This is a genomic window from Micromonospora sp. M61 (assembly GCF_018070245.1).
Taxonomy (GTDB): domain Bacteria; phylum Actinomycetota; class Actinomycetes; order Mycobacteriales; family Micromonosporaceae; genus Micromonospora; species Micromonospora zamorensis.
This window is the reverse complement of record NZ_JAGPYA010000027.1, coordinates 26003-37660: the sequence shown is the minus strand read 5'-3', so window position 1 is coordinate 37660 and position 11658 is coordinate 26003. Positions and strand designations below refer to the sequence as shown.

Here is an 11658-nt window from a genome sequence, read left to right as displayed (position 1 = left end):
CGGTCGATCCGCCGGCTGGCCACTCGGGCGCCGCGCGGTCATCGGGTCCACGCGGTGGGTCCACTTGCGCGCGACACGGTCCCGCGCGGGAGACTGTGCGGGTGAGTCTCTTCGGACCCCCGCGGGCACCGGGCTGGCCGGTGGAGTTGGCGGACGGCCCGGTGTTGCTTCGGCCCTACCGGCGCTCCGACGCGGCGGCATGGTCGGAGATACGGCGGGCCAACCGGGCCTGGTTGGCACCCTGGGAATCATCGCTGCCCGGCGCCTGGGACGACCTCAACTCGCCGGCCGCGTTCCGCTGGGTGCACCGTGACCAGCGTCGTTCCGCCCGTGAGGGTGAGGGAATGCCGTTCGCGGTCTGTCTGCGCGAGGCCGACCGGGACCGGCTGGTCGGGCACATCAACGTCGGCAGCATCGTGCGGCGGGCGCTCTGCTCCGGCTACGTCGGTTACTGGGTGGACGCCCGGGTCGCCGGCCGAGGTGTGATCCCGACGGCGCTCGCGCTCGCCGTGGACCACGCGTTCGGCCCGGGCGGTCTGCACCGGGTGGAGGTCAACATCCGTCCGGAGAACCGGCCGTCCCGGCGGGTGGTGGAGAAACTGGGCTTCCGCGAGGAGTCGTACCACGTGCGCTACATGCACATCGACGGCGCTTGGCGTGACCACATCGGATACGCGATGACGAGCGAGGAGATCGCCGCCGAGGGCGGCCTGTTGGCCCGCTGGCACCGGGTACGCGCCGACGCCCGCTGAGTCGTCCCACGGGCGGGATCGGCGCGGCGCGGTGGCATCCCGGTCGGCGCGCCGTAACCTCAAGTAACTGCAAGCTGCGGCAAGCGCTCCCCGGCCGGACGATCCACGCACCAAGGCGCGATCGGTGGAAGATCCTGCGGTTCGGTGGCGGTTGCGACGAATTCGGTGACGGGAGGGGTGAGGGTGCCGACCTCGGTGCTCCTCGCCGTCCTCGCCGCCGCCGGCCTGCTCGCCCTGGCCCCGGCGCTGGTCCGCCGGTACGACGCCACCGAGCGGCTGGTGGCGGAGCGGGCGCAGTCGACGGCGCGGGTGCTCCAGCGCCGCCGACGGCGCCGCACTGTGCCCGGACGGCAACCCGTCCACCCACCGCGCTCGCTGGTCGTCACCCTCAGTGAGAACGCGACTACGGGGGTGTTGGGTGCGCCGGTCTCCGCGCCCCCGGCCGCCCGCCGCTCCGGTCGGCTGCGCGCCGTGCCACCCGCACCCAAGCGGTCCCGCCGCCGCCCGCCGCCGCGCCGACAGCACACCCCCGCCGTGTACCGGCGCAGGCGGGTGCTCGCCGCGCTGCTGCTCCTCAACGTCGTCGAGCTGGTCGGCGTGCTGTTCGTCAGCCCCGGCTTCTGGATCGGCTTCTCGGTCACCTTCCTGCTCCTGGCCACGTACGTCGTCCACCTGCGCGGTCAGGCCCTCGCTGGGCGTCGTCGCCGCCGCGCCCGGGCCCGCGAGGCGGCCTGGTTGGCCGCCCGGCAGGCCGAGGTGCGCCGGGAACAGGCCCGCCGGGCAGCGGCCCGCCGGGAGGCGCAACGCCGCCTGGCCGCCCAACGCGAGGGGGTACGCCGAGCCGCGATGGGCCTGGACCGCCCGGGAGACCTGCCGGCGGCAGTCAACGGCGGGTCGGTCTCGTACCGGCGCTCGGGCGGCCTACGCGGACGCCCCTACGAGGCCGGCCGCGGCGCCTGATCCGGCGACGGCCGGGCGTGGTCTGGCCGCGCGTGGCCTGGCCTCGTCGGGCGTGGCCTGGCGTGGTCGGGCGCGGCCTGGCGTGGCCTGGCGTGGCCTGGCGTGGCCTGGCGTGGCCTGGCGTGGCCTGGCCCGACTCGGCCTGGTTCGGTCGTGCTCCCGGCTTGATCGACTCGGGTTTCTGGAAGTCGGGGTGTCGTGGCGTCCCGGATGCCCCGATTTTCGGGAAGGCGAGTGGATCAAGCCGGAGGGTCGGAGCGCCGCGCCGGGGGCGGATTCGCGGTGAGGACCGACGACCTGTTAGCCTTGCTGCCGGCCCGCCCGGTGTAAGCCGGGTGGGACCGAAGCCGGCTCGCCGGTGGGGGGCTGTGGCGCAGACTGGTAGCGCACCTCGTTCGCATCGAGGGGGTCAGGGGTTCAAATCCCCTCAGCTCCACCAGCACGACGTACTACCTGGGGAAACCCGCCGACCAAGATCGGCGGGCACAGATCCGGCACAAATCAGCGAGAATTCGAGGCCTTCGGGCCTCGTTTTCGTTTGGCGCTCGCGTCGCGCAGAGCCCCGCTGATGATGTTGCGGCGGGGGTCCTTCTTCGGCCACCAGTGGACGTAGGTTTCCAGCGTGATCCGCAGGCTGGAGTGCCGCAGCGCGTTCTGCACGTCGGTGGGATCGGCACCCGAGGTGATCAGGCGGGTGGCGAAGTAGTGCCGCAGAGAGTGGAAGGTGCCCTCATCGGGCCAACCGGCCGCGTCGCGCCAGGTCCGCCGCGAGGGTGACACTGAGCGCCTAGGCGCACTCACATGCCGAGAACAGCGCATCGTCGGCTGCAAGCGCACTCCGCCCATCATCGTGGCGGAGTCAGACATCAGCCCAGCCGCACGATCAGTCGTCCAGTTCGACAGTCGCATTGTCCTCGATCTCCACCACGTCGGGGTCCCGGCGCAGAGTTCGAACCTGAGCGTCAGTCATGTCAGCGGAGAAGCTGTTGATGAAGTCGAACACTCTGCTCGGGGAGACCCCGGCTCGCGCGGCGACGGTGAGCGGATCACCGCTGCAACGAACGAGGACTATGTACTCACCATCGACGCGTCGTTCCTGAGGAGCACGGAAATGCGGTGCAAGCCGTTCGGGGTCGGGCTCGACGCGATCGATGTCGGAGTCTTCGGAAAGTGCCGGAACCCCGGCCCTCGGCGACTGTTCCAACTGCAGGCCGGTCAGCCTGGCGCCGAATCCCCAAGAGGCGCCGATGCGGTACAAGTTGTTGGGCGAAAGCTGGTGCCGACTGAGTATTTGATAGGGATCGGTTCCCGGCTTGACGATGACGAGGTAGTCGTTCCCAGCGGAGCGCCTCGCATATAGCGCCTCCAACGAGTGCGGCTCGGGTTCTGACTCGTTCTCGATGGCGTTCAGCATGGCGGTGGGGTCGTAGCCCCGCTCGCGCGCCTTGATGACGAGATGCGCCGGAGGGCGGCGGCGCAGCTGCGCGTACGCGAACGTCCCCCTCGACTTGTGCATGTCTTCGAGGCTCAATTCGTCCAACGGGTGCCAGGGCTGATAGGCGTTGGGATATTCGGCCCGCAACGAGTCATGGTCTGCCGGCAGATCCTGCACCGCGACCCTGATCGAACGCACCGAGCGCGTCGGAAGACTCGCCGACCCGCCAGCCGGATCACGGACGAAGACGAAGTCCGGTGTCATCGTCACGAAATGGGCCGGGTACGACCGAACCTCGCCATCTTCCTGCTCGATCTCCACGATGTACGGCAGATACACCGTCGGATCCGGCCACTCCGTCATCAGTGCCTCCCCTGTGAACCCCATTTCGACCGGTTGGCGGTGGTGGTCACCGACCGCTCCGCTTCATCAGGAAGCCCATAACGGCGGATTTCGAGCGAATTTTTCAGCGGTCTGCCGCACGGACTTAGCCGATGACGTGATCATGCCACGCAGGCGCCCTCATGCCGCGATGCGCGCCCCTGTCGCGGACCGTGAGGGCCTGCACGAGATCAGCGCAGGGGACGTCGAGGCGGCGTCAGGGCTGCACCGTTTGCTGCGCGAACACGCTGACGCCGCCCGGCACGGACCTCTCGACTCGACGCAGGAGCGGGCGTGGAGCCAGGTGTGGGCGAGCCGGCCGGATTACCGCCGTGTCCCGGCCGCGGGGTGGTTCACCGCCTAGGTGTGCTGTCCAGGGAAGTTGGTCAACCAGGTCAAAGGCCGTTTCCGCTAATCGGAGACGGCCTTTTCCGATCTTGTGTGGCAACGGTCGGCGGGTCGGGGCCATCCAGCTCGCCAGGTCAGGTCCACCTCAGCCTGGCGAGTTCTGCCCGGAACTCCTTCAGGCTGAAAGTCCCGCCCTCGGTGGGCGTCAGCCTCAGCGAGTAGGTCACGTCCCCGACCTCCCACCGCACCTGCCAGGAGAGTTCCGGCCTGCCGGTGATGGTGCCCTCGCGTGAGCCGATGGAGACGGTGCCGACGGCTGCCGATGATTCCCCTCCGACCGTGCGGCCCGCACCCGTGAACAGCGTCGAGCCGTTCGGGCCGTTGTAGCCCTGACACAAGCCCTCATCGCAGTGACTCGAATGTGGACTCCACCTTTTGTCGGAGGCCAGGTCCGGCAGCTCGCGTTCGGAGAAGGTCGGTGGTGGCAGAGCACTGGCGGCGTCGCGGAGGACCCGATCGCCGAGGGGCTTCTGAAGCGACACGACGAGGGGCATCCGGATGCCGCTGGTCGAGCAGTCGTTGGCGTCGATGATGCGACCGTTGACCGCGACGACGACCTGGGTGTCCGTCTGCTCGGTGACCGTGGCCTGTGGTTGCACGACATCCTTGCAGCGCATGTCGGCGAGGCTGGCGTACACGGTGATGGTGGTGTCGTTGCGGGCGACCAGCGCCGCATTCCAGCCGATGGCCGACGTCACTGGCGGCGCTGCGGCCGGCGCCGTGTTCGCGGCCGGGGATTGGGTCGTGGCCTGGTCGGGCACGCGGCGGCTGAGGAGGATGCCGCCAACGAGCGCGAGGGCGACGGTGACGCCCACCGCCGTGCCAACGACCCTCCGGTGACGGCCGACGTGATCCTCGCTGCCATTGCTCTTGGCGGGCCGTTCGTCGGTCTGCACAGCTTCCGTCCCCCCTGCCGGAACACGCGGAAACGGATCGTACGTGAGCATCCGCTGCTCCCGGGTCCCCTCGGATCGGCAGGTGGTCGGCCACCCCTACTGTCGGCTCGGTGACCTGCGGAAGCTGTTGCTCGTGGCGGCCTGGATGGTCCCGGTGGCGGCCGTCCTGGGCGTCGTCACCGGTATCAGGCCCTGCGCTCCATTGACACATCGCGCGGCCACCCGCCGAGATGCGCGAACTGGCGAAGGTAGCGCTCGCACCTCTGGGCAAAGTCCCCCGACTCCCGTGGTAGTCGAGTCGCCGTGACGATATGGCGCGGGTGGGTGTGGCCTGGCCGCAGCAGCTGGATCTGGTCGTCGGTGAACTCGCCGCCGGTGAGGTCGGCGACGGCAAGTGCCATGGCCAGCGCTACCACGACACTCACACACGTGCGGTAGGGGCTGAAGACGGCCTCCGGGACACCGCCGGTCTCGGTCTCGTGGTCGATGACCAGGAGCCAGGCACCGTCCGCGAAGCCCGAGACACCGATCTCAAGGTGGATCGAGGCCGGCATTCCGTTGGGCTCGCGTTCCAACGGGTCGCCGATGGTGGTCGACCGCAGTTCGGCCTCGTCGAGGCGGCGGCCGGAAGCGACGCGGCGTCCCTGCTCGTAACGTCGGTCGGTGAACACGCTCAGCTCAGGCGTCGTGTCCAGGCCGAGCAGCTCGGCCAGGGTGGCCTGCGCGGCGGTCACCATCTCGGCGAGCGAGATGGGTCTGGCCAGTGTTGCCTCAAGATCGACTGACATCCGAGCCTCCAGTCTTGTCGGGCAGTCCGGTGGTCGGTGGCCCACGCTAGGAGAAGCGTTCGGTCGTCACGGGTATCAAGCCGTGCTGTCGTAGGACGTTGGTCAGGTCGCTCAGAGTCACGCCCACAGCCTCGGCCGCATCGGTGGTCAGCAGGACGGTCACGTCGAGACACCAGGCGAGGTGATGGCCGGCCCGCCGCAGTTCCCAGGTGATCTGGTCCGCACCCGTGTCGAGACGACCGCTCGCGGCGGACGCGCTCGTGCCGCCCGCCGGTGTCCGCCAGGCTGTCCGCAGGCTCCTCAGCTGCTCGGCGTGGAGATCCTTGGCGAAGAGGACGCGGTACACCCGCCGCTCGTGGAAGCCGGCCGGCGGGTGTGCGGGGCCGAGCCGCAGCGGTGGAGCGCTGGCGATCGGGTGATGGTCGAGAAAGTGCGTACGGAGCAGCGACTCGTCCGGCAGTCGCCCACCACCGAGCGAGCGGTAGGCCTCCTCGGCCTCCCAGCGGGAGGCGGGGACCACCCGCGACAGCAGCTCGGGGTCGGTGCGCATGGCGCGGCACAGCGCGGCGGAGCTCCACCAGCCGACCTCCGGCGTCCAGCCTGCGCTGTCCAGCCCCGTCGTGCTGAAGTCGTGGTGGCGGGTGAACTCCTCGACGAGGATGCCCTCCACAGTGGCCATCGGTACGCGGCCGTCGGGTCGAGGTAGGACGAGGTAGTAATCCAGGGGCGGTCCCGCATCGGGCACCAGCACGGGTGCGGCGCGCAACGGGTCGATGGTCATCAGCACAACCGTAGCGAAGAAGGTGGCCCCGGAACGGTTAGCATCCGGACCTCTACGTGAGGAGCCCAGATGACTTCGGTGGCCCAGACCCGGTTCGGCATCGTCGGCAGTGGCTGGCGGGGTGAGTTCTTCCTGCGACTGGCTCGACTGCTGCCCGAGCGGATGCGGGTTACCGGGGTGGTGACGCGTACCGAATCGCGTGGTGCCGAGGTGGCGGCCGAGTGGGGCGTGCCGACCTTCCGCACGGCGGCCGACCTGCTGGCCCACGAGCGACCGGACTTCGTCATCGTGTCGGTGCCCTGGCCGGTGACTCCCGACGTGACCCGCGAGTTGGTCGCGGCCGGCGTGCCGGTGCTCGCCGAGACGCCGCCCGCCCCCGACCTGCCCGGGCTGCGCTCACTGTGGGCGGACGTCGGCGGCAGCGGTCTGGTGCAGGTCGCCGAGCAGTACCTGCTGATGCCGGGACACGCGGCCCGCCTGGCGGTGGTCCGTGCCGGGGTGCTCGGCGAGCCGACGTCGGTGCAGATCTCCTCCACCCACCTGTACCACGCGGTGTCGCTGATCCGTGGCCTGCTCGGGGTTGGTCACGAGAGCGCCGAGGTCAGCGCGCGCGCCTTCGTCGCGCCGCTGGCCAACCCGCTGTCGCCGGCTGGCTGGAGCGGTGACGACACCCCGCAGCAGCTCTCCACGACTCTCGCGACAATCGACTTCGGCGGGCGGATGGGTTTGTACGACTTCACCGACAACCAGTGGTGGAACCCGCTGCGGACCCGCCGGTTGGTGGTGCGGGGTACGCGCGGTGAGCTGGTGGATGACCGGGTCGTCCGCCTGGTCGACCCCACCACGCCGGTGGAGTCGTCGCTGAGCCGACGCCAGACCGGTCTCGACCTCAACCTCGAAGGGCTCGACCTGAAGCACATCAGCTTCGACGGCGACGTGGTCTATCGCAACCCGTTCGTCGGCAGTGGGATGTCCGACGACGACATCGCGGTGGCCGACATCGTGGCCCGCACCGGTGCGTGGGCGCGGGAGGAGGGCCCGGCCCCGTATCCCCTCGCCGAAGCCTGCCAGGACCACCTGATCAGCCTCGCCATCGAAGAATCCGTACGCGCCGGCCGGCCGGTCGTCACCGACGCCGAGGCGTGGGGGCGGTAGCTCCACGATTGTGGAAGAACGGGGGAAACGACATGGGATTCGAGACCTGGGTACGCGAGTTCACCGAGAACGCCGAGCGTCGCCGAGAGGAGCCGGATCCACCGTGGGACGAGGGGAGTCCACTGTCGCGAGCACTCATTCGCAGCCTGCAGAGATTCCAGGCCGGTGAGGACGGCGACGGCGCGAACCTTATCCGGAAGAGCGCCAGTGCTGGTGATCCGAGCTACCTGGCGGCGGTGCGACTGTTCGTCGCCGAGGAGCAGAACCACGCCCGTCTCCTCAAGCAACTGCTGCTCAGCACGGGCGGGGATGTCATTGACGGCCACTGGACCGACCGGGTCTTCGTGGCGATTCGGCGCGCCCTGGGGTTGCGGCTGGAACTGATGACGCTGATGGTCGCCGAGGTGGTCGCGTTGCGCTACTACCGATCCGTTCGTGACGGTACGGCCGATCCGCTGCTCACGGACGTGGGCGCCCGCATCCTGACCGACGAGCAGAGGCACGTGCCGTTCCACACCGAGCGGTTACGCGAGGCATGGGACGGGCGCAGCCGACCGGTACGGGCGGCGTTGGCCGCAGGGTGGTGGGCGTTGCTGCTCGGCGCCGTCGTCGTGGTCGCTTACGGGCACGGCGCCGCGCTGCGTCTGCTCGGTGTCGGCCGGCTCCGGTTCATCGCCGATACCGCGACGCTGTTCCGGCCGGTCGTACGGGAGGTGCTGTTCGTTCCTCGCCGAGAGGTTCGCCTGACCACCCCCACGACCGAGGCCGAGCAGCCCGAGATGGCTTCGACGGTTCGGAGAACCAGGACGCGGCTCTGGCGTTGGGGCACGATCCTGCTGGTGATCGCCGGATTGGCGGTGGCGCTCTACCCGCCCGCGCACTTCTGGGGTCCGAGGCCCTATCGGCACCCGGACGGGCTGTTCGGTGTGACCCGGGGCGACTTCGAGGACGACATACTGCCGCACTACGAGGTCAGCCTGCCGTGTGACGTGGACGGCCTCCGGTACAGCAACGCCGAGGACATGACCGGACCGATGGGCCAGCTGTACCTGCACTTCACCACGTCCCAGGGATGCCTGGACCGGATCCTTGACGGCTGGGCCGCCGTACCGGCAGAGCCATCGACGATGGCACCGACCGATCCCGGTTTCCCGCTTCCCGCCGCGGCCATTCCGGGCACGATCGGGTGGCGCTTCGACGCGCCGTCTTACCAGGTCTACCGACGCGAGGGGGACGTCGTGACCGGAGACGTGGTGGTGGTGCGCGACGGCAGGCAGCTCCGCGTGTACCTTCTCGCTCGCTACGCCTACTGACGACGCCGGCGACAGGTCCGGCAGCTCCACTTTGTCGCTTCGGCGACAGTGCCCAACCGTGAAGCCCATTCAGCTGTGCAACCGGTGTCAGTCACCGTCCGGACGCGCTCGGGCTACGTCGCGGGCACCGCCCTTCGGCGTGCCGAGATCGACAACCAGTACCTGCTGCTGTTCTGGGACGGGCAGCGGGTCACCGAAGTCGAGGTGCCGGCCATGGCTGAGCCGGTCGACATCAACGCCGGCGGCGTCGTGATCGGCAACGGTTCGGCGCCGGGCACCGGCATCGGCCAGCCGTGGATCTACCGCGACGGCAAGCTCGAGCAGTTGCCGGTGCTGCCGTCCACCGGCATCGTCGTCTCCGCCATCAACGATGCCGGTGACATCGTCGGCTACGGCTCGGACATCGTCGACGGGGAGTATGTCGGGTTGCGCTGGCCGGCTGCCCGTCCGGGCACGGTCGAGGTGCTCGACGCCCCGGTCGACGCCCAGCCGAGTGGGATCACGGACAACGGGACCATCGTCGGTAGCGCCGGGCCGGCGCGCTGGACCGGCTGCTGACCCACCGACTCGCGACAGCGTGAGGCCGGCCCGTAGGGGCCGGCCTCACGTCGTGTCAGCGCGTCACGGCTTCCAGGAGCCGGCGGTCTCGAACCTGTGCTGGTACTCCAGCACCCCCGACGTGTCGGGTACGTCGAACACCACGCTGCCGGTGCGCCTGGTGCCGGCGGTCAGATCGTCGGCGGGGGGCATCGGTTTGCCGCATCCGGAGAAGGCCCCGGCGATCGCGTTGGCCTCGGTGCCGTCGGCGGCCACCCACTCGAAGAAGAGCGGGTTCGCCGAAGCGGTGCCCTTGGTGACGGTCAGTGTCACGTCGGCGATCACGTACATGCCCTCGTCGGGCTTGAGGCCGTAGGGAGCGCACGGCTTGGTGGCGGTGCTGAACTTCGTCACGGTGATCTCGATGGTGCCGCCGTCACCATCGATGACCAGGGTGTCTCCGGGTGCCATGTTGCGAGTGTCGCCGCTGGCCGTCGACGAGGGGGCTTTGGCCGACGGCTGCGCGGTGCCCCGGGTCACCGCGGGGGTGGGGCGTGCCTCGGTCACCTTGTCCGCGGCCCGGTTGGCGCCGATGACGACCGCCACGATGGCGCCGGCGCAGCTGAGGAGGGTGAGGACGGCCGCGGTGATGGCGACGGCCACGACTGTCCTCTTGGAGCCCTGCGTCGGCGCCGCCGGTGGTGCGAGGAGTGGATGACCCGGCCCGCCGATTGCCGGGTGACCTCCGCCAGCGCCGACGTACCCACCGCCGGCCGTCGGGTACGCGGTGCCCGAGAACGGCGGCTGCGACGCGCTCCCCGCCGCGGACCACGGGCTGGGCGGCAGTGGTGTCTGCGAACCCGTCGACTCGACAGTGGACTGCGGCTGTGTCGCGGGGGACGGCTGCGTCGGTGGCTCCGGGTTCGGGTGCTGGGGGTCCTGCGGCCCGGCGGGGGGCTGGGGGTGGGTCACCGTACTCCTTGACGCCTCGGTACGTGCGGTTCGGGAACCCGCCGACGCTACCGTGCGTGGCCGATCGCCCGGTCGCCGCGCCGGATTCCGTCCCACCGTCGGCGGCGACCCTCGCTTCTATCCGGTCAGCCTGGACGGTGTCCGGGAATCAGCCCAGTGGGAGCACTGCGGCGGTGCGGACCAGCCCGCCGGCGACCACGAACCGGCCGACGATGGTTTTCGGCGGAGCCTCGACCGCCGCAGCGTCCACCCGGGCCGGTGCGATGCGGGCCGTGAACGTGCCGGCGTCCGGGTCGACGTCGAGCTGGGCATCACGGAAGCCGAGCCACGTCCCGACCACCGGGTACCACACCTTGTAGACGGTCTCCTTGGCGCTGAACAGGACGACCGGCCAGGAGATGTCGCCGGGCAGCCGTGCGCAGAGGGCCTCCTCCTCGGGCAGCAGCACCATTCTGCGTACTCCCGGATCGACCTCGTGGTGCTGCTCGGCGTCCATTCCGACGGATCGGACATCGGTGGTGAGCGCCGCCGCGGCGGCGCAGTAGCCGGTGGTGTGGGTGATGGTGCCGACCACCCCGGCCGGCCAGACGGGCGCGCGGTCGGGGGCGGCCGGCACGGCGGTCGGTGGCAGGCCGAGACCGGTCATGGCCCGACGGGCGCAGGCCCTCCCAGCGGCGAAGTCCCGCCGACGGGTCTGCACGGCCCGCTCGCTGAGGCACGCCTGCTCGGCGGGGAGCAGTTCGCCGACCCAGTCGTCCGGCCCGGCCACGGCCACGGCGACTGTCGACGGCAGCAGGTCACGCATCGCGGCAGCCTACTGGTCGGTGGGAGCAGCGGCTCCTGTCAACCGTCAGATTTCCGACTCCCACGACGGGAGAAGGTACCGCAAAGATGTAACACCGGAGGGACGTGCAGCGCGCCCTCCCTGATGGCTCCGGGGGGACCACCATCAAGAACTGGTCGGGCAGGGCAGCCACCAGTCCCGTGGACATCTGGAAGGACGTGCGATGACCGATGGTGCGGAACGGTCGGGGGTGCGGGTGGACGATCATGCCCCGAAGACCCCCTGCTGGAGCTGCGGCTCCTGCGGCGACGAGTGGCCGTGCGCGACGAAGCGCAGTCGGCTGCTGGCGGAGTACGGGAGTGACCGCGCGATGCTCAGCGTCTATCTGGGTTCCTGTCTCGCCGCCGCCACGGAGGATCTGCGCGCCGCGCCGGTGATGTCGCTCCAGAGTCGGTTCATCGGCTGGTTGCCACGCGGCTCCCGCCGGGGTTGAGCC

General features: G+C 70.1%; 14 protein-coding genes and 1 tRNA gene. 8 read left to right on the top strand and 7 right to left on the bottom strand.

Going from position 1 to position 11658, the window contains the following annotated elements:
* The first annotated feature begins 101 nt into the window (after nt 1–101).
* The 3 genes from KBX34_RS17280 (at nt 102) to KBX34_RS17270 (ending at nt 2151) form a co-directional block, all read left to right on the top strand.
* Nucleotides 102–752, top strand: coding sequence for a GNAT family N-acetyltransferase (locus tag KBX34_RS17280; RefSeq protein ID WP_099850333.1), 651 nt, complete (start codon nt 102–104; stop codon nt 750–752).
* Between the two features lie 177 nt (nt 753–929).
* Nucleotides 930–1712 carry a hypothetical protein gene (locus KBX34_RS17275; protein ID WP_185755188.1) on the top strand — a complete coding sequence of 261 codons (783 nt, stop codon included), beginning with the start codon at nt 930–932 and terminating at the stop codon, nt 1710–1712.
* Between the two features lie 362 nt (nt 1713–2074).
* Nucleotides 2075–2151: transfer RNA gene (locus KBX34_RS17270), tRNA-Ala, on the top strand.
* A gap of 62 nt (nt 2152–2213) precedes the next feature.
* Here the strand turns inward: KBX34_RS17270 and KBX34_RS17265 are convergent.
* Together KBX34_RS17265 and KBX34_RS17260 are read right to left on the bottom strand one after the other, a co-directional pair.
* Nucleotides 2214–2492, bottom strand: a complete 279-nt coding sequence (locus KBX34_RS17265; protein WP_307871419.1) for a tyrosine-type recombinase/integrase — start codon at nt 2490–2492, stop codon at nt 2214–2216.
* Between the two features lie 103 nt (nt 2493–2595).
* Nucleotides 2596–3510, bottom strand: a complete 915-nt coding sequence (locus KBX34_RS17260) for a protease inhibitor I9 family protein (RefSeq protein WP_210925823.1) — start codon at nt 3508–3510, stop codon at nt 2596–2598.
* A gap of 169 nt (nt 3511–3679) precedes the next feature.
* Here KBX34_RS17260 and KBX34_RS17255 point away from each other — a divergent pair, with 169 nt between their 5' ends.
* Complete coding sequence (locus KBX34_RS17255) at nt 3680–3892, top strand: hypothetical protein (protein WP_210925821.1); 213 nt, start codon at nt 3680–3682, stop codon at nt 3890–3892.
* 118 nt (nt 3893–4010) lie between these two features.
* Here KBX34_RS17255 and KBX34_RS17250 read toward each other — a convergent pair whose 3' ends face one another.
* The 3 genes from KBX34_RS17250 to KBX34_RS17240 all read right to left on the bottom strand — a co-directional run bounded on the left by KBX34_RS17250 (nt 4011) and on the right by KBX34_RS17240 (nt 6401).
* On the bottom strand, nt 4011–4883 hold the full coding sequence (locus KBX34_RS17250) for a hypothetical protein (protein WP_210925819.1): 873 nt from the start codon (nt 4881–4883) through the stop codon (nt 4011–4013).
* A 134-nt stretch (nt 4884–5017) separates the two neighbouring features.
* On the bottom strand, nt 5018–5620 hold the full coding sequence (locus KBX34_RS17245; protein WP_210925817.1) for a hypothetical protein: 603 nt from the start codon (nt 5618–5620) through the stop codon (nt 5018–5020).
* 46 nt (nt 5621–5666) lie between these two features.
* Entirely contained in the window at nt 5667–6401 is a 735-nt protein-coding gene (locus KBX34_RS17240) for a hypothetical protein (protein ID WP_210925815.1), read from the bottom strand.
* Nucleotides 6402–6470: 69 nt separating this feature from the next.
* Between KBX34_RS17240 and KBX34_RS17235 the strand changes: the two genes are divergently transcribed.
* From KBX34_RS17235 to KBX34_RS17225, 3 genes are all read left to right on the top strand, one after another.
* Entirely contained in the window at nt 6471–7556 is a 1086-nt protein-coding gene (locus KBX34_RS17235; RefSeq protein WP_210925813.1) for a Gfo/Idh/MocA family protein, read from the top strand.
* A gap of 32 nt (nt 7557–7588) precedes the next feature.
* Nucleotides 7589–8869: a ferritin-like domain-containing protein gene (locus KBX34_RS17230; protein WP_210925811.1), complete on the top strand. Its 1281-nt coding sequence runs from the start codon at nt 7589–7591 to the stop codon at nt 8867–8869.
* An 84-nt stretch (nt 8870–8953) separates the two neighbouring features.
* On the top strand, nt 8954–9427 hold the full coding sequence (locus tag KBX34_RS17225) for a hypothetical protein (RefSeq protein WP_210925809.1): 474 nt from the start codon (nt 8954–8956) through the stop codon (nt 9425–9427).
* Between the two features lie 63 nt (nt 9428–9490).
* Here the strand turns inward: KBX34_RS17225 and KBX34_RS17220 are convergent, their stop codons facing one another.
* Nucleotides 9491–10378, bottom strand: a complete 888-nt coding sequence (locus KBX34_RS17220; protein WP_210925807.1) for a DUF4352 domain-containing protein — start codon at nt 10376–10378, stop codon at nt 9491–9493.
* A gap of 148 nt (nt 10379–10526) precedes the next feature.
* Nucleotides 10527–11183, bottom strand: a complete 657-nt coding sequence (locus KBX34_RS17215) for a 4'-phosphopantetheinyl transferase (protein WP_210925805.1) — start codon at nt 11181–11183, stop codon at nt 10527–10529.
* A 202-nt stretch (nt 11184–11385) separates the two neighbouring features.
* Between KBX34_RS17215 and KBX34_RS17210 the strand changes: the two genes are divergently transcribed.
* Complete coding sequence (locus KBX34_RS17210; RefSeq protein ID WP_088951411.1) at nt 11386–11655, top strand: hypothetical protein; 270 nt, start codon at nt 11386–11388, stop codon at nt 11653–11655.
* The last annotated feature ends 3 nt before the right edge of the window (nt 11656–11658 follow it).